The following is a 20245-nucleotide window of genomic DNA, read 5'->3' as shown; positions in this document are numbered from 1 at the left end:
CCCCACAACCCAACCCCCGCTCGCCCAATACCCAGGCACGGGGCACCCACCTGTCGCTCCGCTGACGAACCAACTTCCGTTCCAACCTGCCCACACACAGGAACCCACCTACGGCGCCCCACCGCCCATGCCGATGTCGGCGCCCCCGTCCACTGCCGCAGCGAACGGACACCCCGCCCGCAACTACCCCAGGACCATCTCGACCGACGGCCTGGTCGTACGTCCCTTCGCCGGCTACGGCGTCCGTTCCCTGTTCGACCCGATCACCGGTGCCCTGCAGGCCGGGCAGTCGGCAGGGCATGACAGCGGCGTCTACGGTGAGCTGAACGGTGTGAAGATGGTGTTCTACCGGTCGATGGACGGGTTGGCCGTGCGGGTGGGGGATCGGACGTTCCCGCTCGAGGGTGACGCCCGGGTCGACTGGGGAACGGTCGCCTGGCGGACGAATCGGTTCGCCATCGTCATCGGCGATACTGTCGTCTGTGAGCTGGTGTATCGGGCGCTGCCACCGGAGCTGGACCTCGGTGCCTACATCCGTGATGTGGTGCACGATGACCAGCGGCGGACCACGATTTTCGCCCGATGATGCTCAGGCCGCGACGATGTGAGGAGGCATGCGGTGCGGGAGACCGAACCGACCGAGGCCGAGATTCGGCAGAACTTCGACAAGATGCTCGCTTCGGTGCTCAGCGGTGGCGGCATCCATTCCGAGACCGGACTCGACATGAAGACCGAGGACGCGCTGTGGCAGGTGGCCCGCGCCTACCCGAACGCCTCCGACGACCTGGTCCGGGCTGCGCGGGCGGCGTTCGCGGGACAACTCGACGGGTCGAACGCGCGCGAAGCGGACCTGGTCCGGCAGCGCAGGCTCGCCGAGCTGGCGAAGAAGCGCCGATGACCGGGGAGGTGCAGGCATGAGCGAGGACCGCCGTCGGGTGCTGACCGACGAACAGCTCACCGAGATCGCCACCGGCCTGCGCGGGCTCGGTGGTGCCCAGCCGATGGATTCGCTGCCCGACCTGGCTGCCCGTTTCGGTTGGCGGGTGCTGAGCCCGCACGCGGACCGTGCCCGTCTCGATATCGGCTTCGGCCCGACCAGCGGCCGCGTCTTCGCCGAGGACGGCCGCATCGTCGACATCACCCTGTGGCTCACCAAGGGTGTCCCACAGGACGACGAGGGTCGCGCCTGGGCGCGTGACACCTTCGCCCGGTGGGTGGCACTGCTGACCGAACTGTTCGGCCCACCGACCACCCGCATCCCGGGCGAGGTGTCCGCGGTGCGCTGGCCGGGCGAGGACCATACCCTGATCCTGCGCGACGTGGACGGTTCCCTGCAGCTGACGCTGATGGACAACAACTGGCTCGCGCTCGGCGATCAAGCCGACGCCTTGGCTGCCGAGGAATCCCGGTGACCTGGGACGATTTCGCGAAATCCCTGGCGGGCGAGCTGGCTCGCCTGCCCGCGGGCGCGATCGTGAAGATCGTGGAATCCCGCGCGGAACGCCCGTCGAGGTTCGCTCAGTTCCTGCAGACCGATGCCGAACTGACAGCCGAACTCGTCGACGACGACCGGCTGGCCGCCGAACTCCGCGCAGGCAGGCAGGGCACGGCGGTGATCCGTGAACTCGGCTGGCAGCCGCGCGACCGCTACCACGAGAACTGGTGGACCCGACTGACCTGGCCCGCGCCGTCAGCCGACTACCAACGCCTCGCCGACATGGTCGTCGGCGGGTTGCGCGACGGATTCGGCCTGGCGACACCGGATTCGTTCACCTACGACGCCTGGAACGAACGCCGGGGCAACAGCCTGATCGAGCTGCCACAGCTCGGTCTGCCCCTGGCGACCTGACCGATCAACCGATGAACCAGATGAGGGGATTTCCGCCCGACATGACCAGCGGAGGCGACCGGCTCGACGAGCGCACCACCGAACCGGACCACGACGAATCCACCGAATCTGTTCCCGCGGAACCGAATCCCGTTCCGGCCGAACCGGACTCCGAACTCGCCCGAGTCGATACGTCCGCCGAGGACGAGCCCGCCGAGGACGAGCCCGATGTCGGTTTCACCATGGCCGACGACGAACCGGAATCCGAGGACCCTGCCGAGCGGGCCAGGAAGATCATGCACCAGGTCGCCCGCGATCTGGCTTCGCTCGCCCCACCGGACTGGCAGCGCCTGCACGCGGCCTTCGCTCTCACGGTGCTCGAGCATTCCTCGATCGCCCTGTTCTCCGGCGACACCATCGAACCCGTGCAGGTGACGCCGCCGCAGGAGATCATCGATCTGGTGTGGGAGCACCGGCTGCTGTCGGCCGAGCTCGGTGACGGCCCGTGGTGGCGCCTGGTGCTGAGTCTGTCGCGCGCAGGCGAGATCGACGTCGACTACGACTACGGTGACGAACCGTTTCCCGACGAACACCTCCTCGCCCAGGACTCCTATCGCGCCGACCTGGCGGCGTTCCCGCGCCGATCGGTGCCGGTCTGGTTGTCGGCATATGTGGGGCACGACGACAAACAGATCCGCGCACCACGCGCCGCCGCCGAACAGGAACTCGCCGACCGACGAAAAGGGCTGCGCGCCAGCGATTCCGACGTGGGCCTGCCACCCCTGCCGCTGATGGTGGCGCGCTGGGCGGTGCTGTCGGCGGCCTTCGTCGCGGTCGGTTCGGAATTCGGACCGCGCTCGCTGCCCTCGCTGAACTGGTTCGAAGGGGTGCGGCGCAGCGGGAGTTCGCTCTACCTGCTGCCCGGCAATCGCGCCGTGCTCTCCGGTGGCGTATGGAACTCGCCGGAACTCGCCGCCGCCTACGCCGAGGACGGACCGCCGACGGGGCTGTACACGGGTGCGCCGTCGTGGATTTCAGCGCAGGTGCTCAACCACCGTGCCGCAGGCGGGATGTTGTCGTTCTGCTACTGGTGGACCAATGGGCGCTGGTACCACGGTGATTCGCCCACCGCCGACGGGATCGCCGAGGCCGTACCCGGCTTCTGGAGCTCCGAGACCGTCGCCAGAATCGTCACCGACCTGCTCGGCGTTCGTGCCGACGAGCACCAGCGCGCGGGTGTCGAAACCCTGGTCGCGGCGGCCGAAGCCGGCGTGGTCACCCGCGACACGGTCGTCGAAGTCTTCAGCGACGCCGAGCTTTTCGATGTCGACGCCGCCTTCTTCCAGCTCACCATGGCCGGGGTCACCGCTCGCCTACCCGAGCCGATGCCGCGCGAAGACGCGATCGACGTGGTGCGCGCGCACCTGACCGAGACATCCGCCGACCCTGTGCTCTATCCACCCGACGAGTTGCACGCCGAACGCATCAGCGTCGGCTGGATGGTTTTCGTCCCGGTGCAACCCGGTGAGATCGCGGTCGGCCGGGCAATCTTCTACGTCGCCGACGACGGTGTGCTGCATCGTTCTTCGTCGGCGGTGGCGCCCGAGGTGTTCGCGGTGGAGTTCGCGGAGAATTTCTACGAGCGACATCGGTCGGTCGTCTCGTCCTGATGCGGATACGCGCCGGTAACCCTATAATCGTTAGCGTGATTTAAGAATGGTGTTGCCGCGTTGTAAGACTCGGCTGCCATGTTTGCGGGGGCACGACCGGCCGGTGTGCCAGCGATGAGGAGGGGCGTCTACGGATGAGGAACCGCACCGTCGAGACAGTGGGAGTGTGACCTCGTGGGCACACCGATGGACGACTGGCGGGGATACCGCAACTCGGGGTCGCTCAAGCTCGAGGACGGCGCGGCGACCGAAGCCGCCGGATACTGCGCGGATGTGCTCGATATCATCGCCTTGGTCGAGGGCAAGGTCGGTGAAATCATCTCGCCTGACACGACGGGGGCCGGTCAAACCGAGAACCTCCTCGGTCACCTCACCTCGGGCCGCGCGCTCACACAGGAGTTCTACACGCTGGGGCGCGAGTTCCGCGACGACATCTTGAAGGACCACAAGCAAGTTCTCAACGACATGGCCTTGTCGTTCCTGATCGCCGGGAACAACTACAAGAACAAGGACCAGGAGTCGAAAGACGAGTTGAGCAATATTCTGTCCACCCGGAATCCGGCCGACAGCATCGTCCACGCCGAACAGCACCTGGGACAGATCAATCCGCGTGACACCGCCTGGATCGACGACTCACGCGGTCGGGAACCAGGGGAATACAAGAAGACCGATACGGACAAGAGTGGTCAGTACGGCGGCCTTCCGTCGGGTGCCAACACCCCGAAGGAGAGCCTGAAAACGGTGTCGGCCTCGCACACCGCGGAACCGGGATCGACGCTGAACTACACGGACTTCTACAACCTGGGCATCTCGTTGCGGCGATCGAGCTGGTTGCGGGACATGTCGTCGGACTGGCACCGGATGGCCTCGCAGATGAGCCGCGGCTTCAGCGACTACGACACCAGAATCAGGACTCTGGTCGACAACAAGGAACGCTGGACCGGGCGCGGCGCCGGGGACGCGCGCGACGCCGTCCACCGGTACACCGGGCGGGGTCTCGAGTTGACCCGCACCATGTACCGAGTCAGCGAACTGCTGCTCGACGCCTACAACTGGGCCCAGACCACCCAGGCGAACATGCCGGACAAACCGGCCGAGCAACTCAATGCCCACGAGCGGAAGACGTGGGAAGACCACGCGCGCACCGTCTTCAACAACTGGTACCGCCCGGGTTACGCGGCGGCGATCGGTGCCCTGCCCGCACTGCCCGGACCAGCGGGCACCGCGAGGGTCACCGCGGACCCGCCCGGCAACCCCACCAATCCCGGTAATCCCGGAAGCCCCGGGAATCCCGCGGGTGGCGGTGGCGGGTCGCAGAACAACGACGCGGCGACGGCCGCACAGCTGAAAGCCCAGCAGGACGCCGCACACCAGCAACAGCTCGCGGCGCTGCAGCAGTCCGAGGCGCAGCGCAAAGCCCAGGAGCAGGCCGCCAAGGACGCGGAACGCGCTGCCGCGCAGCAGGCCGCACGGCAGCAACAGCAGCAAGCGCAGGAGACCGCCTCCCAGGCCTTGCAGCAGCTTGCCTCCCAGGCCGCCTCGCAGGCCTCGCAGATCGGCGAGCAGATCTCCGCCGCTGCCGAGCAGGCCGCGTCCCAGGCTGCCCAGCAGGCGAGTATGGCCGGGCTGAGTGGAATCCCCACCAGCGCTGCGGCATTGGACGAAGCGGCCAAGAAGATGGGTCTCGCCGGTTCCAAGGGCGGCGGTGGCGCGGGCGGTGGTGCCGGGGGTGGGCTCGGCGCCAAGGTCGAGGGCCAGAACCTCGAGAAGGCGTCGAAACTGTTCCCCCGCGCGACGGCCACGACCGATCTCGCTGCCATGGCAAGCCGGGCCGGTCTGGCCAATGCCGCCGGTGCCGGAGCGGGCATGCCGATGGGTGGACCCATGGGTGGCGGTGGCGCGGGCGCCGGTGCCGGTGGTCAGCAGAAGGACCACAAGCGGGCCGACTACCTGGATTCGGTCGAGCACCTGGAAGAGGCGATCGGCGAGGCGCAGACCGTGGTGAGGCCGGTCGTCGAGCAATGAACCGCACGTGGAACCTGACGGAACTGGAGATGTTCACCCTCTGGGAGTGGGCCACCTCCGATTTCGTGCCGTGGCCGTTCTTCTGCCGGACCAGAACCCTCGACGCCGATGAACTGGACCGGCAGAAGGCCGACGCGCTCGCGGGGTTGCAGCGCAACGAGCCGGAGTTCGTCGGCTTCGTGCTCGAAGCGCTGCTCGATCCCGACATCAAGGTCATCGTCCACGGCCACGACGGCGTGGACGACATGAAGGTCGACGCACTGGTGCGTGTCATGGGTTGCCGGCGGGGTGACCGGGGCTATGTGATCCGCCAGAAACCGGGCGACACCTATTGGGACAGCGGTGGTTACGTCGTCACCGAGTGCGACGCGGTCGGTCTGGCCGACTACGTGGTCCGCGAACTCCCGGAGAACGCGCCCGGCCGCGAGGCCGATCTGGTGCTCGAAACCGGTGACAGGGCAGCGCAACTCGACTACTCGTACGCCATCTCGTCGGTCCACGATTCCTTCGACGACCCGGCTCCGGTGCGCGCCAAGCAGTTCGAGTCCGCGCCGCTGCTGCGCGCAGGCGAGGTCGAGGTGATCCAGGGCCGCTCGCGGTTCGGGCCGCGCGGTGTCACCCGGCACAAGCTGAGCTGGCGCGACGTGGTCGACGACGGGCGCTATGTGATCGCCGAGGAGGTGCCGCGGGTCGCGGTGGCGGCGGATGCGAAGCGTTTCACCGAGCTGATCAATCAGCGCATCGCGGAAGTGGTGCGGGCCATCAAAGATGAACGAGTCTGAGGGGGGCGAGGCGATGACGTCGGCACAGCAGGACGAATTTCCCACCGAGTTCGTTTCCACGTCGGTGACGGGAGCGATCTCGGTGCGGACCACGGAAAATGGTCTGCCCCTGGGTCTTCGGCTGGAGCCCGACCAGTTGCGCCGCGACCCGGCGCAGCTGGCCGCCGAGGTGCTCCGCCTGTGCAAGCAGTCGGCCAACCGGGCGGGCATGGCGCGGCGCGAGCAGTTCCGCGCGGCGGGGATGTCCCCGGAGATGCTCGCGCTCACCGGCCTGCCGACCGAGGAAGAGGTGGCCCGCCAGGAGATCCTCGACGAGCAGGATTACGACACCGAACCGCAGAGCTGGCTGCGATCGGTCTGAGCGGCAAGCGGATTGGGGAGGCGACATGGTCGAAACGATGGACGAGCTCATCGCTCGGGTACAGAAACAGCTCTACCGGCTCACCGATCTCCAGGATGCGACCAAGGCCATCCTGGTGACCGAGACGTCGCCGGATGGAACGGTGACCGTCGAGGTCGACGCGAATGCCGCACTCGTCGGCCTGAGTTTCGCACCGGGTATCGCGAAACTGACGCCCGCCGAACTCGAGCAGACCCTCGTCGACACCGCGCGCACCGCCGCGCATCGTGCCTTCGCGCAACGCGGCGAACTCATCACCGCGTTCAACGAGGAGAGCACGGGTTAGTCATCGACTGTTTACCCTTGCGCGATCGTCGCGCGCCGTCTCGGCTGGTTAAGGTTGACTACGAAACATCAAGTGATGTTTCGAGATTGGACGATTGACATGAGCCACTTCGAAGTTGTCCCTGATGCGTTGCGTGCCTACGGAAGCGCGTCGGCGGCGATGGCGTCGGGTGTCGCCTCGGCCGCGGCGGTGGACCAGGCCGCGACAGTCGCCGCGGTCGTGCCGGTGTTCGGGCTGATCGGCCAGGAGCTGCTCGCCTCGTACGCCTTCGCGCAGGCCAACCACCTGTCCTCGGTCGCCGAACTGGCCGCAGTGCACGCGGGCACCGCGTTGACCGCGCACCAGGGTGCGGCCACCTACGAGGGTGTCGACGGCGCCTCGGGCATGGACATCGGTTCGGTACGCACCCAGTCATGACCTTCCCAGGAGCGACCCCGCCGCCCGGCGCGGATCCGCTGGATCCGACCGTGCTGGAACTGCTGCGCGGCAGTTCGCTTGCCCCCATGCTCGACATGCCGGTGAACGACATCCTCGGCTCGATGGGGCTGCCCGCCCTGCCGCAGGTGCCGGAGTTCGTGCAGCTGCCCGAACTGCCGCCGCTGCCGACGATCGATCTGAGCGCGCTGATGCGCCCGCTCACCGATCTGGCGTCCGCGTTCGGTACCGGTCAGCTCGGCGCCAACTCCACCGGCGACGGCACGGGAACCACGACCGACCCCACGGAAATGCTGTCGAACGTGAGCACCGTGATGCAGACGGTGATGTCGCTGGGCTCGACGGCGATCCAGACCGTGATGTCGGTGTGGCAGGGCATCGCGGCGATGGAGGCCGCGCAGAAGGCGAGCGAGGCGCAGACCGACGCGGGCAAGCTCGCGGCCCAGAGCACCCAGGAGAAGGCGGTTCTCGCCAACGGCGCCGTCAGCGTCGCCACCGGTGCGGGGCTGATGGCGGCGGTGATCGCGAAGTTCTCGGCGACCATGGCGATGGCGCCGCTGCTGATGGGCTCGGGCGCCGGCGCGGCCTTCCTGGTCGCCTCGGCCGCCTCGTCCACCGCCGAGGCGCTGGCGATCACCGTCAAGACCAAGACCGAACTGGTCGGGCACAGCGCGAGCATGACCGCGGCGGGCGAGAAGGTGCCGATCACCAACGCGCCCACCGGGGTGAACTCGACCGAGCAGCTAACGCAGCTGATGAGCATGATCACCCCGCTGATGTCGACGGCGACCACGGTCGCGCAGTCGCTCGGTGAGCTGGCCGCGGCGAATACCTCGCTGTCGGCGCCGAAGACCACTACCGAGGGCGACAACACGGCCGCCAAGGAAACCGTCGACGGTGCTGAATCCGACGGTGCGGGTGGTGGCGCGAGTGGCGGAATCGGTGGCGGAGCCGGTGGCGCCATCGGCGCGATCGCCGCGGCGAGCACCCCGTTGAGCCCGTTCCCCAACACCCGCTCGGTCGGCGGCGCATTGAGCACGCTGCCCGGCGCGATGGGTGCGGCGGCCGCCTCGACCACGTCGGCCGCGGCAGTCACCTCGGGTGGGTCGTCGGCGACCGGTACGGGGGCGATGCCGATGGGCGCGCCCATGGGCGCCGGTCTCGCGCGCGACGGCGAATCGTCCACCGACGACGCGGTGCGCGGTCAGCTGGTCACCGGCTCGCACGGCGACGAGGTGATCGGTCAGATCGAGGGTGTCTCGCTGCCGGTTGTCGGCGCGGCCGACACCACGACCTCGGAAGCGCCGCCCGACAAGGAACTGACGCTATGACGCAGATTTTCGTTCGCACACAGGAGGTTCACCATGGCCGACGTGACAGGTGAGATCTACGACGGCGTGCAGTTCGACGTCGCCACGGCAAGCCAGGCATCGTCCGGGCTCGACTCGCTGGCCGACCGGCTCGCGGCCGACCTGCAGGCGGCCGAGCACGCGCTGACCGTCGCACCCGCGGGCGCCGATGAGGTGTCGGGCCGCTCGGCGCAGACCGCCAACGAGGTGGCCGCGTCGTACCTGACCCGCGCGCAGGCCGGCGTCGAGGAGATGCGCAAGCTCGCCGCGACGCTTCGCCTGCAGGCGAACCGTTTCAGCGGGATGGAAAGCGACAACACGGCGGACTTCGGAGGTACTCCGCCGCAATGATCGAACCACCACAGCCAGGGTTCACCGGCGTGGTGTGGTCGGCGCGTCCGCCGGAACAGCTGGCGCGTGACCTCACCACGGGGGCGGGGTCTGTCCCCATGGCTGAGGCGATCGGCGCGTGGACACAACTGGCCGCGTCGTTCGGCGCGGCCGTACTGGAATACGAGAAGGTGCTCGCCGACCTGCGCGGCGCCTGGCAGTCCGGGCGCAGTGACGAAGTGGTGCAACGGGTTACGGCGCTGCGCGAGTGGCTGCTCGAGACCTCGACGGCCGCCGCCGCGAACGCCGCGAAATTCCAGGCGCAGGTCGCCGCCTACGAGGTGGCCCGGTTGGCGATGCCCAACACCGCCGACATCGAGGCCATCCAGCAGGTGCAGCGCACCCTCGAGTCGGTGAGCGGGATGCTAGGTGCGCCGATCAAGGCGGTCGCCGCCGATACCGACGCCGAGCACGATGTCGCCAAGGCCGTTGCCTCGCGGGTGATGGAGAACTACGAGAAGGCCACCGAGCCACTGGCGTCGGCGTGGCAGCACCAGGATCCGCCGCCGATCGCACCCGCCACGGCGCTGGCCGCCGAGCGAGCCGCCGTGCCGCCACAGCCGACCGCGACCCAGCCCGGTGCCATGCCGGGATTCGGTGGTATCCCGGGAATTCCTGTCCTGCAATCGGTTCCGCGCACGCTGACCACCTACAACGCGCCGGTGTACGCGCAGTCGGCCGGCAGCGCCGAGGTCACCGCCCGGCCGAACCCCGTGGTTACGCCCGCCGCGGGCACGCAGGCCGCGCCGATCGCGCCGGGCCCGGTCGGTCAGGCCGCGGCCCAGGACACCGCGCGGTTCCCGCGGGCGAGCCTGCCCGAGCACACCGAGGAGTTCAGCCTCGACGGCGAGATCCGCGCCGCGCCCGCGGTGCTCGGCGATCACGGCCAGGCGGCCAGGGCCGCGAGCACCGAACAGGGCGGGGCGGAGCCGGGAGGTGGGTCGTGACAACCCTGACCAACGACGCCCTGCTCGCCGTCGCCGACCGCCTCGGCGTGCAGACCTTGCCGCTGACGCTGCGCGTCGGCCTGCAACAGGACTCCTACGAACAGTGGCGACGCGCCCATGAGCAGGCGGTCGCGGGCCTGCGCGACAGCGGCCTCATCGACGCCGAGGGCGAGGTCGACCCCGGCCTGGCCGACGCCCTGTTCGTGCTTGCCCAACCGGATCGTGAGCTGGCCGTACGGGTCTACGCCGAAGACGGCGCCAAGCGCGTCTGCGTGGTGCGCCGGGGCGGCGCCCATGCCGTCGCCGTGCGCACCGACGACACCTTCGAGGTGAATTCGGTGTGGTGCGACGGTTCGGCCGAGGAGCTGGCGCGCCCGGTCCTGGCTGCGCTCGGTCACCGCGAACCCGCGCAGTTCAGCGGCTTCAGCGCCCCCGCCGACGAACTGACCCGGCGACTCGACGGTGCGACGACAGCCGCGGAATTCGCCGACGGCCTGTACGCCCTCGATGCCACCGAGCGCGATGCCACTGTGCTCGGCGCGGCGTTCGCCTCCTGCACGGGGCACGCGGAAATCGTCGCCTACAGCCACGAGGACGGCTCGACCACCCGCGCACCGGGTGCTGTCGCCGTCTACGACACGGGGCGCGGGCGCATCGTCGCCGCCCCGACGATCTCGCCGGATCGACAGATCTGGTCGACGCTCACCACGGGTACCGATCACCGGGTGACCCAAGCGGTCGCGGCGCTGATCGAGGGACTGCCCGGGGGGAGGTGGATGCCGCCGTAGTTCCGCGTCGCAGCGTCGGTCTGCGTCCAGCTCAGCGAGATCGATCGGATCCTCGCGCACACACAAGTTCTGATGAAAGGTTCTGAAATATGTCTCTTACCAACCTCGGTGGCGGCTCGGGCGACTACGGTGTCGACGAAGGCGGCATCAACAATGTCGTGAGCCGGATGGAGGACGCGATCTCCACGCTCAAGACCTCCATCAACCAGATCGACGACTCCGTGCAGGCCGTCGCCGCCGGCTGGTCGGGTGAAGCGCACGGTCAGTTCAAGACCGCCGCCACCGAATGGCACGACGAGGTCACCCGGCTCAACGAGAAGCTGGACCGCCTGTCGCAGGCCGTCACCTCCGGCAAGCAGACGATCGTCGCCTCCGACCAAGAGGGCCTGTAGCCCTCCGCGCTGAGTAGCCGTTCACGACAGACAAGGAACAGATCATGACGATTCAGTACAACTCGCCGAAGATCACCGAAATGGTCTCGGACCTCAACAACTACGGCTCCAACATGCGGGCCCAGATCGAAGAGCTCAACGGCGCCGCCAACGCGTTCCGGGAGAGCCTGCACGGTCAGTCGGCTGTGGAGAACTTCAACGCCGCGCACACCAACGTCACCAACGAGCTCGACGACACCCTCGTCAAGCTCGACAACCTCGGCAAGAAGGTGGAGAACGCGCTGGGTCGTGCCATCGAGGCCGACGGCAAGGTCGGCGACGGCTTCGCCGACTTCTGAGCTGTTCCGCCTCCCCGGGTCTTTTGGCCGGACTCAGGTGCGGGGGAGTTGTTGACGCGGCAAGACTTTGGGGGATGGGAGCGTTAGCCCGTTCCCGGTGAGTTACCCATGTTCTTGCCAGATCGGTCGAACGGCCCGACGGTTTGTGTCGGGCCGTTCGTCGTTTTGTGGGGTTGTCAGCGGGCGGCTAGGGATTCGCCGATGTAGTGCATTTCCTCCGGGGTGGTCACCATGTTCACCGTCGCTGTCGCGGCTGGTGTGCGGACCGTGATCCGGTTGGGCGCGGCGGGATCCTGGATGAGGGTGACGTCGGCGTCGATCCCACCGCTCTGCTCGTGCGGTGCGCGCACGTGGACGATGGTGGCGCCACCGGCATGGGTGGTCGGTTCGATGCCGTCGAACACCAGCACCGTCGTGCTCGGGTAGGGCGCGGCGGGCGTCGGCGGCGGGCCGGGCGGGTGGTAGCTGGCGCCCGCGGAGCGTGGTGCGAGTGAAAGCACCTGCGGTGCGTTGAGATTGGCCATCATCGAATGCCAGGCCTCGGGGCGGGCGGTGTGCACGATGGCGTGCGCACCGAGCGCGGTGGCGCGCAGGATCACCTGCTGGGCCAGATCGAGATTGCCGATCACCTCGAGATGGCGGGTGCCGTCACCGATGAGTGACACCGCGATGCCCTGGCCGCGTTCATCGGCGCCGATCAGCTGCCCGCAGCCCGCTGTCGGCACCGCGATGTCGGTGAGGGCGGTCAGCGTCCCCCGGTAGCCCTCGCCGTCGGACCAGCGGCCCAGCGATGCCACCGGGAGGGTGTCGAGCAGGGTGCGCAGGTGCCCACCGGTGATGTCGCGCAGACCCCGGATCGGGATGTCGGTGGGCTCGACCAGGGTGTCGAAGCGCACCACCGCGTTGAGCACCACGGTGCCCGCGTGATCGCTGCGCTGGTCGTGGCGCGGTGCACCCGGGCGAAGCCGCAGCGTGAGCGTGGTCGACAGGCTCGGCACCGCCCAGATATCGGCCAGCCCGCGCGGCGTGATGAGTTCGGCGCCCACCTGGTAGTGCGTCAGGCAGCGGCTCGGCGTGGTGAGCGCGGTCGGCGTCTCCTCGAGCTGATCGATCTCGAAACCGTGGGTGAGTTGCCGCACCGCGCTGTTCATCTCGGACGAGGTGAGCACGGAGGCGGCGATATCGCGGGCCGCCAGCCGGTTCGCCACCCGCCGCGTGGCGATGATCGCGGTGCGCAGCGCGCCCTCGGCGCCACCGCCCCGCTTGTCGACGGCTTCGGCATTGGTCAGTGGGTCCATCCGCAGCACCAGCCACAGGGTCCGGTGCGCGACGGCGGGCAGCGGGCCGAGGATGCGGTCGTAGAGATAGGACGCCACACCGGTACCCGCCGTGCGCGCGCCCGTGGACACCACGTCGATACCCGCGAGGGTGATGTCGAATTGATCGAGGCAGCGCGCGATCTCGGTGAGCGGCAGCAGCTGGTCGGTGCTGAGCGAACCGTGCCGCAGTAGCGTCAGCGTGTCCGGCGGCGGGTCGATCCGCAGCATGGTCAGCAGCAGGTCGCCGTCCCAGCGCACGCCGCAGTTGCCGCCGTCGGCCAGGGGGACATCGAACGCGGGCGCCTGGGCGAGTCGTTCGGTGGCGCCCCGGCCACGCCGCCGCCCGAACCCGACCGCCATCCGGCCGGCCAGCGTCGTCCCGCGCACGGGAACCAGGCCGATGAGCACGATCAGCGCACCCGCGCCGACCGAACCCCACACCGAGTCCGAAAGCGCCAGCACCACCCAGGCCACCGCCGCGGCGACCAGCACGACACCGACCACCGCCCGCAGCGGGAAGATCCGGAACAACCAGAACTCGGGATCGCGCAGAGTGTCGTACGGCGACAACGGCTTTCGCTGCGCTGGGTCCTGCTCCCCGGCCTGATCCCGTTCCCGCTCGGGTAGGGTTGCGGCGCCGGTTCTCCGGCCGTTCATCGTGTCGTTCCCCATCGTTGTCCCAGCTCGGCGTGCGTTCGAAAGTTGGTTCAGGGCAATGTCGGATTTAAGGTACCGTGTCGGCTGAGATGGTGATGGATAGCTCGATGGAGGGGCCGAGTGCCGGCACAGCTCACAACCCGCGCCCAGGTCAACGGCTACCGCTTCCTGCTGCGTCGTCTCGATCACGCGCTGGTGCGCCGAGACGTCCGGATGCTGCACGATCCGATGCGTTCGCAGGTTCGCTCACTCTGGGTGGGGGCGGCGCTCGGCCTGCTGGTCGTCGCCGGTGCGGCGATCCTGGGATTCCTGCGACCACAGGGCGCGATCGGTGACAACCTGATCGTGTCGGGCAAGGATTCCGGTGCCCTGTACGTGGTCCGCCATACCGCCGAAGGCGACAAGGTGCTGCACCCGGTGCTCAACCTGGCCTCCGCGCGGCTCATCACCCAGAGCAACGCCGAACCACACGCGGTGAAGGACAGCAAGCTCAACGATCTGCCGCGCGGTCCGCTGCTCGGCATCCCCGGTGCGCCGAGCGCGCTGCCGGGCTCCGGTCAGGGCGACAGCTCCACCTGGTCGCTGTGCGAGACCATCCAGCTGTCCCAGGGCGGCAGTGCGGCATCGGCGAGCGGGGCGACAACCGCCGTCGTCGCGGGCAAACCGGAACTGGGCGAGCGCATCCGCACCGCCGACCCCGCCGCCGCCCTGTTCGTGCGCCACGAGAACAAGAACTACCTCGTCTACGACGGTAAACACGCCGCGGTCGACCCGGACGACAAGGTGCTGGCGCGCTCGCTGGGGCTGTCCGCGCATCGGCCACGCCCGATCGGTCCCGGCCTGCTCGGCGCGACCGCCGAAGTGCCCCCGCTCGCGCCGCCGGTCATCCCGAACGCGGGTCAGCCTGGCCCCGGCCCGCTGTCCAAGATCCCGGTGGGCGGTGTGGTCGAGGTGGCCAGTTCCGACCGTACGGCGAAGGCCGAGACGTATGTGGTGCTGGCCGACGGTGTGCAGCCGGTGAGCCCGTTCACCGCGCGGGTCATCCGCAATGCCGATTCCCATGGGTTGAGCGAGATTCCGACCCTGCCGCCGGATGTGCTCCACGAGGTCGCCGTGGTGCGCACGCTGCCCGTCGACGACTTCCCGGAGCAGACACCGGAGATCCTGGCCGCCGAGGACGCGCCCGTCGCGTGTGTCTCCTGGACCAAGACACCGGGAACGAGTCCGGCGCAACGCAAGTCGGAGGCGGGTGACGGCCCCAACGAACGCGCGGTTGTCTCGCTGCTGGCAGGCACCCGCCTGCCCATCCCGGAATCGGCCAAGGTCGTGGAACTGTCGACCGGCGACGGCACCGGCGACCGGGTCGACGGGGTCTACGTGCCGCCGGGCACCGGCGAATTCATTCAGGTGACGGGCATGGAACCGGGCAGCCCGCGGCGGGGGAGCCTGTTCTACGTCGGCGACAACGGTGTGCGCTACGGCGTACCCGATGCAGCGGTGGCGACCGCGATCGGCCTGGGCAGCAACCCTCGGCTCGCGCCGTGGTCGGTCATCGGCCAGCTGGTTCCGGGCCCGACGCTCTCGCCCACCGAAGCGCTGGCGTCCTACGACTCGTTACCGTCGGGACGCTGAAACGAGAAAGGGCCGGACGCCTGTCGCGTCCGGCCCTCGTTTCGTCTGTCAGGCAGGCCAATTCACATTCAGCGTGCTCAGCAGGCTGGTGAGCGCGGTGCGCATATCCGGTTCCTCGATGCGCATGAGCACCGACTCGTCCACCGCCGACAGGTCGATCGAATCGTCGTTGGCCAGCCGGAACTCGCGCTCCTCCTCGGCCGCCTCGATGACGTTGCGGATGAAGCGGCCGTTACCGGCGAGGTCGACGCCGCGGCGCGGCTGCCCGCTCTGGTCGGTGCTCTCCTGGGCGTAGAGGTGCGCGCAGGCCTCGACGAGCAGCGCGGCGGCGTCGTCGGAGAGTTGCGAGTCGCGCTTCTTCGCGATCACCTGCCCGATCTGGCCGAGCTCTTCGGGCGTGTAGGACGGGAACTGCAGGCGCTTGGAGAACCGTGATGCCAGGCCGTCGTTGGCGGCCAGCAGCCGGTCGATCTCACCGTCGTACCCGGCGATGATCACCACCAGGCGGTCGCGGTCGTTCTCCATCCTGGCCAGCAGGGTGTCGACGGCTTCGCGGCCGAAGGCGTCACCGCCGGACAGGCCGGTCTGGATCAGCGTGTAGGCCTCGTCGATGAACAGCACACCGTCCATAGCCGTGTCGATCAGCTTCTCGGTCTTGATGGCGGTACCGCCGAGGTTCTGGCTCACGAAGTCCACACGTTTGGCCTCGACCACTTTGTCGGTCTTCAACAGGCCGACACCGCAGTAGATCTTGGCGACCACGCGGGCGATGGTCGTCTTACCCGTTCCCGGCGGGCCGGTGAAGGCCAGGTGCTGACCGCGGGCCGCCGAGGCGAGGCCCTTCTCGGCCCGGATCTTGGCCAGCTGCGCCGACGACTGCAACTTGGCCACCTGGGTTTTCACCGAGACGAGGCCGATCTGGTTGTCGAGTTCGGCGCGCGCCTCGGCGAGCACCCGCTTGGCCCGGTCCTCGGTCTCGGCCTGTTCGATCGCCTGCAGCGACGGCGCGGTCGCGGGATCCCACTTGTCGGTGCGGGCATCGATGGACTCGCGGGTGGTGACGGTGATCCGGTAGGTGCGGTCGCGCATCGCGGCGGTATTGGCGCTGAAATCCGGTGCCTGCGAATACACCTTCTCGAACAGCGCCTGCGCCTCGTCCTCGCTGCCGGTCTCACGCAGGCACAGCCCGCGGCAGAACATGGCGGTGGAGCGGGCCATCGGGATCGGCCCCCGCTCGGCGGCCTCCATGCGGCGGATGGCCTCACCGAACAGCCCGAGCTGCGCACACGCGGTGCCGACCATCACGTGCGCGCCCGCCGCCAGATACGGGTCGTCCCACTCGGCCGAACCGGCGAGCACCGTCATCACGTCGGGCCAGCGCTGAGTGTTGTAGTGCAGTACGCCACGGATGTAGGCGCTGATCCGGTTGTCGACATCGGGGTCCGGGTCCGAGAGCAGCGTGGCGCGATGGGCGGCGAGGTCGTCGAGCGTGCGCTCGGCCTCGTCGTACTCCTTCTCCGCGATCAGATGCGCGGCCCAGGCCAGCGCGACCTCGGTGTAACTCGCCAGCGGATAGTCGATGTAGAGGCCGGGCAGGAAGCGGCCCGCCAGCGCGCGCGGCGGCAGCCCGAGCCGGCGCTGCTCGCGGTACAGACTGGTGCCCGCGGTCTTGTACAGGTTGAACAGGACGTCCTTGGTCACCTCGCCGGCGGCGGCACGGCCGAGCCAGGCGTCACACATCGTCGGATCCCACTCGGTCGCGCGCTGGAACGCGAGTTTCGCGTATTCCAGATCGCGCTCGGATTCCTGTCCCTCGATGGACAGACCCAACGACAGGATTCCGGCGTCGAAGGCACGCTGAGCTTGGCGATTGCCGGTCATTTCTGTCGAGTCCCCGAAGTCTTGGTGTGTGGTTTCTGCGCTGTTCACTTATTACCCAGACTACCGATCGCGGGGGTCTGGTCTGTCCGTTACATTAGGTTCAGCTGCCGAGAGGTTGCAACGCAAACTGTCTTCTACGTGTGAGAGTTCTTGGCTGGTGTCAGAGTTGTTCACTCAGGGGGTGTTCCGCCGCGTGCGGTGTTTCGGGATCGAACGGGTGAACGGCAACTCGTGGTCGGCGGGTGCGAACCGTGATTGACGCACCAGCGGCGAATCAGCGTTCACTCGAGCCGGATCTGTGCCGGGTATCGGTGATCGGTGGCAACACTCAGGTGGACGTCGGTCTACCCGTGACGGTTCCGATCGCAGGGTTCATCGGCGATCTCGTCGAACTGATCGAGTCGCGCAACCCCGACCCCACCGATTCCGAGGACGAACCCGGCGCCTTACGCGCCAAGCACTGGACCCTCGCCCGGATCGGCCGCGACGCCATCCCACCGAGCCGCACGCTCACCGAAGCCGATGTCTACGACGGCGAACTGCTTGTGCTCCGGTCGGTTTCGGCCAAGGAAGCCCCTGCGCTGTTCGACGACGTGATCGACGCGGTCTCGCGCCTGACCACCGAGGAGTTCCGGGGCTGGACCGGTGTGTCGGCCCGCTGGCTCGGCCTGGTCGCGTCCACCCTCACCGTGCTCACCGCGCTGGTGATGCTGGTGATCTCGCGCGGCGAGGGCGATCCGCTCGCCCCGGCCTTCGGGCTCACCGGGTTCGGTGTACTCGCGCTCGCCGTGGCGGGGATCGCCGCGCGCAAGTACGAGGACCGGCTCACCGCCGACTGGCTGTCGCTCGACGCGTTGCTGCTGTTGTTCGGTGGCGCGGCGCTTTTCGTGCCCGGCACCCTCGGCGGACCACATCTGCTGCTCGGCGCGGCCGTGACGATCGTCGCCGCCGTCGTCGGCCACCGGGTCACCGGGAGCGGGCTCACCCTGTTCACGGCGGCGGCGTCACTGGGCATCGTCGCGTGTGTCGCGGGCGGTGTGTATCTGATCTGGCATCCCGGCCTGCCCAAACTCTCGGCCGCACTGTTGTTCGCGGGCATCGCGATCCTGTCGATGGCACCGCGCATGGCCGCGCTGCTCGGCAGGCTTCCGGTGCCGCCGGTGCCGACCGCGGGCGCCGCGATCGACCCGGCCGACCACGAACCGCGCCCGACCATCGAGGGCATCGGTGCCATCGGTGCCACCGCGCTGCCGTCGGCCGCAGGCCTCGGCGAAAGGGCGCGCGCGGCCAATCAGTACCAGTCCGGGCTCATCATCGCCTGCGCCGCGACGGCCGCCCTCGGTGCGTTCGGTGCCGCCGACCCGCTCGGTTCGGCCCGCTGGCAGGGCATCGTGCTGGCGATCGCCACCGCGATCATCCTGTGCCTGCGCGGTCGCTCCTTCGCCGACCTGGTCCAGGCGGCCACCCTGATCGCGGGTGGTTGCCTCGCGTTCGTCGCGCTGATCGTGGGAATCGGGCTGAGCGGCGACAATATCGAGCTGTTCGCCATCGGGCTGCTCGCCTTCGCGGCGGGCACCGTCGGCTTCGGTGTGATCGGGCCGACGATCGAGGTGTCGCCGGTGACCAGGCGCGCCATCGAGATCTTCGAGTACATCCTCATCATCGCGCTGATTCCGCTCGTCCTGTGGATCATGGGGGTGTACTCCATGGCCAGGAACATATGACCGGCTCCGGTCGCCGGGCGCTCCGATTCGGGTGTGCCACCTTGGTTCTCGGTGCGAGCCTGAGCTTCGCTTCGCCTGCGCAGGCCGTTTCGCCGCCACAGATCGACGCGGGCGCGCTCGGTGCGGCCGCGGGGCTCAGTGGGCGCCCGGCGCCGCTGGAACCAACCGAACCCTCGGCGCTGTGCAGCGAACCGCTGCTCACCGGGTCGCCGCCGTCGGAACCACCGATCTCCCAGCAGGTGCTCAACCTGCCTTCGGCCTGGAAGTTCAGCCGTGGCGCGGGACAGAAGGTGGCGGTGATCGACACCGGCGTGCAACGGCATCCGCGACTACCCGACCTCCAGCCGGGCGGTGACTACGTCGCCGGCTCCGACGGCACCGAGGACTGCGACGGGCACGGCACCCTCGTCGCGGGCATCATCGCCGCCAAGCCCAGCCCCGACGACGCTTTCGTCGGGGTGGCCCCCGATGCCCAGATCCTGTCCATCCGTCAGCTCAGCCTCGCCTTCGAACCGGTGAACAAACAGGGCGGTCAGGACCCCGGCGAGATCAGCAACGACGGCTACGGCAGTGTGCTCACCCTCGCCGCCGCGGTCGTCCGCGCCGTCGACATGGGTGCCACGGTCATCAATATCTCCGAAGTGGCTTGCAGCCCAGCGGGTTCCGATACCGCCGACGCCTCGTTGGGTGCCGCGGTGAAGTACGCCTACGACCGCAATGTCGTCGTCGTGGCGGCGGCGGGCAACGTCCAGACCGACGGGGCGTGCAAGGAGCAGAACAAGTCCTCGGGGTGGTCGTCGGTGAGCACCGTCGCCAGCCCCGCCTGGTTCGCGCCCTACGTGCTGACGGTCGGCTCGGTGGACGCCGACGGCGGCCCGTCGGAGCTGTCGCTGCGCGGACCGTGGGTGGGCGTCGCCGCGATCGGGCGCAACATCGTCTCCCTCGACAGCAAACCCGGCGGTACCGGGCTGGTCAACGGCGTGCAGACCACCGAGGGCGTCCGGCCCATCGAAGGCACCAGTTTCGCGGCTCCCTACGTGGCAGGCCTTGCCGCCCTTGTTCGTTCGCGTTTCCCCGAACTCACCGCGCAACAGGTGATGGACCGCATCACCCGCACCGCGCACGGACCGGGCAACGGCCGCGACGACGGCATCGGCCACGGCCTGATCGACCCGCTGGCCGCCCTCACCGCGCAGCTGCCCGACCAGCCCGTCGCCGAGGGCGCCGAGGTGCCGCACCTGGTCGCCGCCCCGGTGCTGCCGCCCGGCCCCGACCCCCGCGCGCGCCGCATCGCCGTGATCGGCACGACCGCGGTACTCGGCGGCCTGCTCATCGGGCTCGGCCTGGCCTACCCCTACCGACGAAAACGGGCCGAGCTCGACCTCGAGCCGTAATCGAAAGG

The 20245-nt window shown here is 68.8% G+C and carries 21 protein-coding genes; 19 read left to right on the top strand and 2 right to left on the bottom strand.

The window, feature by feature from the left end; all coding sequences use genetic code 11:
- From HYG95_RS18805 to HYG95_RS18730, 16 genes are all read left to right on the top strand, one after another.
- Positions 1 to 586, top strand: a 586-nt coding sequence (locus HYG95_RS18805) for a hypothetical protein (RefSeq protein WP_370465842.1), incomplete at its 5' end; no start/stop codon positions are given.
- Positions 587 to 619: 33 nt separating this feature from the next.
- Entirely contained in the window at positions 620 to 898 is a 279-nt protein-coding gene (locus HYG95_RS18800; protein ID WP_356985015.1) for a hypothetical protein, read from the top strand.
- Between the two features lie 16 nt (positions 899 to 914).
- Complete coding sequence (locus HYG95_RS18795) at positions 915 to 1412, top strand: DUF6301 family protein (protein ID WP_181699513.1); 498 nt, start codon at positions 915 to 917, stop codon at positions 1410 to 1412.
- On the top strand, positions 1409 to 1849 hold the full coding sequence (locus tag HYG95_RS18790; protein ID WP_181699511.1) for a hypothetical protein: 441 nt from the start codon (positions 1409 to 1411) through the stop codon (positions 1847 to 1849). The genes HYG95_RS18795 and HYG95_RS18790 overlap by 4 nt, the downstream gene beginning before the upstream one ends.
- A 41-nt stretch (positions 1850 to 1890) precedes the next feature.
- On the top strand, positions 1891 to 3498 hold the full coding sequence (locus HYG95_RS18785; protein ID WP_255495518.1) for a hypothetical protein: 1608 nt from the start codon (positions 1891 to 1893) through the stop codon (positions 3496 to 3498).
- A 174-nt stretch (positions 3499 to 3672) separates the two neighbouring features.
- Positions 3673 to 5523, top strand: coding sequence for a hypothetical protein (locus HYG95_RS18780; RefSeq protein ID WP_181699510.1), 1851 nt, complete (start codon positions 3673 to 3675; stop codon positions 5521 to 5523).
- Positions 5520 to 6305 (top strand): ESX secretion-associated protein EspG, encoded by a 786-nt coding sequence (locus HYG95_RS18775; RefSeq protein ID WP_181699508.1) that lies wholly within the window; start codon positions 5520 to 5522, stop codon positions 6303 to 6305. Before HYG95_RS18780 ends, HYG95_RS18775 begins: the two co-directional genes overlap by 4 nt.
- A 13-nt stretch (positions 6306 to 6318) precedes the next feature.
- Positions 6319 to 6666, top strand: coding sequence for a hypothetical protein (locus tag HYG95_RS18770; RefSeq protein WP_181699506.1), 348 nt, complete (start codon positions 6319 to 6321; stop codon positions 6664 to 6666).
- A gap of 25 nt (positions 6667 to 6691) precedes the next feature.
- Positions 6692 to 6991 carry a YbaB/EbfC family nucleoid-associated protein gene (locus HYG95_RS18765; RefSeq protein ID WP_181699504.1) on the top strand — a complete coding sequence of 100 codons (300 nt, stop codon included), beginning with the start codon at positions 6692 to 6694 and terminating at the stop codon, positions 6989 to 6991.
- A 99-nt stretch (positions 6992 to 7090) separates the two neighbouring features.
- Positions 7091 to 7408, top strand: a complete 318-nt coding sequence (locus HYG95_RS18760) for a type VII secretion target (protein WP_067491029.1) — start codon at positions 7091 to 7093, stop codon at positions 7406 to 7408.
- Positions 7405 to 8757, top strand: a complete 1353-nt coding sequence (locus HYG95_RS18755; RefSeq protein WP_181699502.1) for a hypothetical protein — start codon at positions 7405 to 7407, stop codon at positions 8755 to 8757. The genes HYG95_RS18760 and HYG95_RS18755 overlap by 4 nt, the downstream gene beginning before the upstream one ends.
- Positions 8758 to 8790: 33 nt before the next feature.
- The gene (locus tag HYG95_RS18750) at positions 8791 to 9126 is read left to right on the top strand and encodes a PE family protein (protein ID WP_181699500.1); all 336 of its coding nucleotides are present in this window, start codon (positions 8791 to 8793) and stop codon (positions 9124 to 9126) included.
- Positions 9123 to 10112: a PPE domain-containing protein gene (locus tag HYG95_RS18745; RefSeq protein ID WP_181699498.1), complete on the top strand. Its 990-nt coding sequence runs from the start codon at positions 9123 to 9125 to the stop codon at positions 10110 to 10112. Before HYG95_RS18750 ends, HYG95_RS18745 begins: the two co-directional genes overlap by 4 nt.
- Positions 10109 to 10900: an ESX secretion-associated protein EspG gene (locus HYG95_RS18740; protein WP_181699495.1), complete on the top strand. Its 792-nt coding sequence runs from the start codon at positions 10109 to 10111 to the stop codon at positions 10898 to 10900. The genes HYG95_RS18745 and HYG95_RS18740 overlap by 4 nt, the downstream gene beginning before the upstream one ends.
- Positions 10901 to 10989: 89 nt before the next feature.
- Positions 10990 to 11292 (top strand): WXG100 family type VII secretion target, encoded by a 303-nt coding sequence (locus HYG95_RS18735; protein WP_181699493.1) that lies wholly within the window; start codon positions 10990 to 10992, stop codon positions 11290 to 11292.
- Between the two features lie 44 nt (positions 11293 to 11336).
- Positions 11337 to 11630 carry a type VII secretion protein EsxR gene (locus HYG95_RS18730; RefSeq protein WP_181699491.1) on the top strand — a complete coding sequence of 98 codons (294 nt, stop codon included), beginning with the start codon at positions 11337 to 11339 and terminating at the stop codon, positions 11628 to 11630.
- Positions 11631 to 11806: 176 nt separating this feature from the next.
- On the opposite strand, the gene eccE is transcribed toward HYG95_RS18730, so the two are convergent.
- The gene (gene eccE, locus HYG95_RS18725) at positions 11807 to 13606 is read right to left on the bottom strand and encodes a type VII secretion protein EccE (protein WP_181699489.1); all 1800 of its coding nucleotides are present in this window, start codon (positions 13604 to 13606) and stop codon (positions 11807 to 11809) included.
- Positions 13607 to 13726: 120 nt separating this feature from the next.
- On the opposite strand from eccE, the gene eccB reads away from it, so the two are divergent.
- A complete protein-coding gene (gene eccB / locus HYG95_RS18720) occupies positions 13727 to 15238 on the top strand; it encodes a type VII secretion protein EccB (protein ID WP_181699487.1) in 1512 nt (503 codons plus the stop codon).
- A 48-nt stretch (positions 15239 to 15286) separates the two neighbouring features.
- Here the strand turns inward: eccB and eccA are convergent, their stop codons facing one another.
- Positions 15287 to 17119: a type VII secretion AAA-ATPase EccA gene (gene eccA, locus HYG95_RS18715; protein ID WP_181699485.1), complete on the bottom strand. Its 1833-nt coding sequence runs from the start codon at positions 17117 to 17119 to the stop codon at positions 15287 to 15289.
- Between the two features lie 251 nt (positions 17120 to 17370).
- Here eccA and eccD point away from each other — a divergent pair, with 251 nt between their 5' ends.
- Entirely contained in the window at positions 17371 to 18843 is a 1473-nt protein-coding gene (gene eccD / locus HYG95_RS18710; RefSeq protein ID WP_181699483.1) for a type VII secretion integral membrane protein EccD, read from the top strand.
- A complete protein-coding gene (gene mycP, locus HYG95_RS18705; protein ID WP_181699481.1) occupies positions 18840 to 20237 on the top strand; it encodes a type VII secretion-associated serine protease mycosin in 1398 nt (465 codons plus the stop codon). The genes eccD and mycP overlap by 4 nt, the downstream gene beginning before the upstream one ends.
- Positions 20238 to 20245: the final 8 nt, after the last annotated feature.

This window comes from Nocardia sp. GTS18, assembly GCF_013839555.1.
Taxonomy (GTDB): domain Bacteria; phylum Actinomycetota; class Actinomycetes; order Mycobacteriales; family Mycobacteriaceae; genus Nocardia; species Nocardia rosealba.
This window is presented reverse-complemented; position numbering and strand designations above follow the sequence as displayed.

Coding starts and splice junctions, on each gene's coding strand:
- HYG95_RS18770 (WP_181699506.1), top strand. CDS start 6,319: ATGACGTCGGCACAGCAGGACGAATTTCCCACCGAGTTCGTTTCCACG.
- HYG95_RS18750 (WP_181699500.1), top strand. CDS start 8,791: ATGGCCGACGTGACAGGTGAGATCTACGACGGCGTGCAGTTCGACGTC.
- HYG95_RS18765 (WP_181699504.1), top strand. CDS start 6,692: ATGGTCGAAACGATGGACGAGCTCATCGCTCGGGTACAGAAACAGCTC.
- mycP (WP_181699481.1), top strand. CDS start 18,840: ATGACCGGCTCCGGTCGCCGGGCGCTCCGATTCGGGTGTGCCACCTTG.
- HYG95_RS18755 (WP_181699502.1), top strand. CDS start 7,405: ATGACCTTCCCAGGAGCGACCCCGCCGCCCGGCGCGGATCCGCTGGAT.
- HYG95_RS18795 (WP_181699513.1), top strand. CDS start 915: ATGAGCGAGGACCGCCGTCGGGTGCTGACCGACGAACAGCTCACCGAG.
- eccE (WP_181699489.1), bottom strand. CDS start 13,606: ATGAACGGCCGGAGAACCGGCGCCGCAACCCTACCCGAGCGGGAACGG.
- HYG95_RS18735 (WP_181699493.1), top strand. CDS start 10,990: ATGTCTCTTACCAACCTCGGTGGCGGCTCGGGCGACTACGGTGTCGAC.
- HYG95_RS18760 (WP_067491029.1), top strand. CDS start 7,091: ATGAGCCACTTCGAAGTTGTCCCTGATGCGTTGCGTGCCTACGGAAGC.
- eccA (WP_181699485.1), bottom strand. CDS start 17,119: ATGACCGGCAATCGCCAAGCTCAGCGTGCCTTCGACGCCGGAATCCTG.
- HYG95_RS18730 (WP_181699491.1), top strand. CDS start 11,337: ATGACGATTCAGTACAACTCGCCGAAGATCACCGAAATGGTCTCGGAC.
- HYG95_RS18775 (WP_181699508.1), top strand. CDS start 5,520: ATGAACCGCACGTGGAACCTGACGGAACTGGAGATGTTCACCCTCTGG.
- HYG95_RS18745 (WP_181699498.1), top strand. CDS start 9,123: ATGATCGAACCACCACAGCCAGGGTTCACCGGCGTGGTGTGGTCGGCG.
- HYG95_RS18785 (WP_255495518.1), top strand. CDS start 1,891: ATGACCAGCGGAGGCGACCGGCTCGACGAGCGCACCACCGAACCGGAC.